The 508-nt window shown below is 36.8% G+C and carries 1 protein-coding gene; it reads left to right on the top strand.

All coding sequences use genetic code 11. The features are described 5' to 3' along the window. Positions 1-508 (top strand): hypothetical protein (locus tag AABA86_RS34235; RefSeq protein WP_338309883.1); only part of this gene is annotated, 508 nt, incomplete at both ends.

Raw genomic sequence — 508 nt, 5'->3', positions numbered from 1 at the left:
GATGAATCAGAGTCAGAGGATGTTGACTCTGATGGTGAAGTCCAAGGACTCATGGCTATTGTCAAAGACAAAGGAACAGAGTTAAAGGAAGCTGTTGACTCTGACTCAGAATCAGAAGGAGATCCTAACTCAGACGATGAAAATGAGGTATTTGCTTCTTTCTCTACCTCTGAACTGAAACATGCTTTGTCTGATATCATGGGTAAGTATAACTCTTTATTGTCTAAGCATAAAAAGTTGAAAAAGAATTTCTCTGCTGCCTCTGAAACTTCTGTTGAACATGAGAAAATTATTTCTGATTTGAAAAATGATAATCATGCCTTGATCAATTCTAACTCTGTGCTTAAGAACCAGATTGCTAAGTTAGAAGAAATTGTTGCCTGTGATGCCTCTGATTGTAGAAATGAATCTAAGTATGAAAAGTCTTTTCAAAGATTCCTAGCTAAAAGCGTGGATAGAAGCTTAATGGCTTCAATGATCTATGGCGTAAGCAGAAATGGAATGCATG

This window comes from Bradyrhizobium sp. TM233 (assembly GCF_036247965.1).
Taxonomy (GTDB): Bacteria; Pseudomonadota; Alphaproteobacteria; order Rhizobiales; family Xanthobacteraceae; genus Bradyrhizobium; species Bradyrhizobium ottawaense.
The sequence above is the reverse complement of the archived record's forward strand: the minus strand, read 5'-3'. Positions and strand labels throughout refer to the sequence as shown.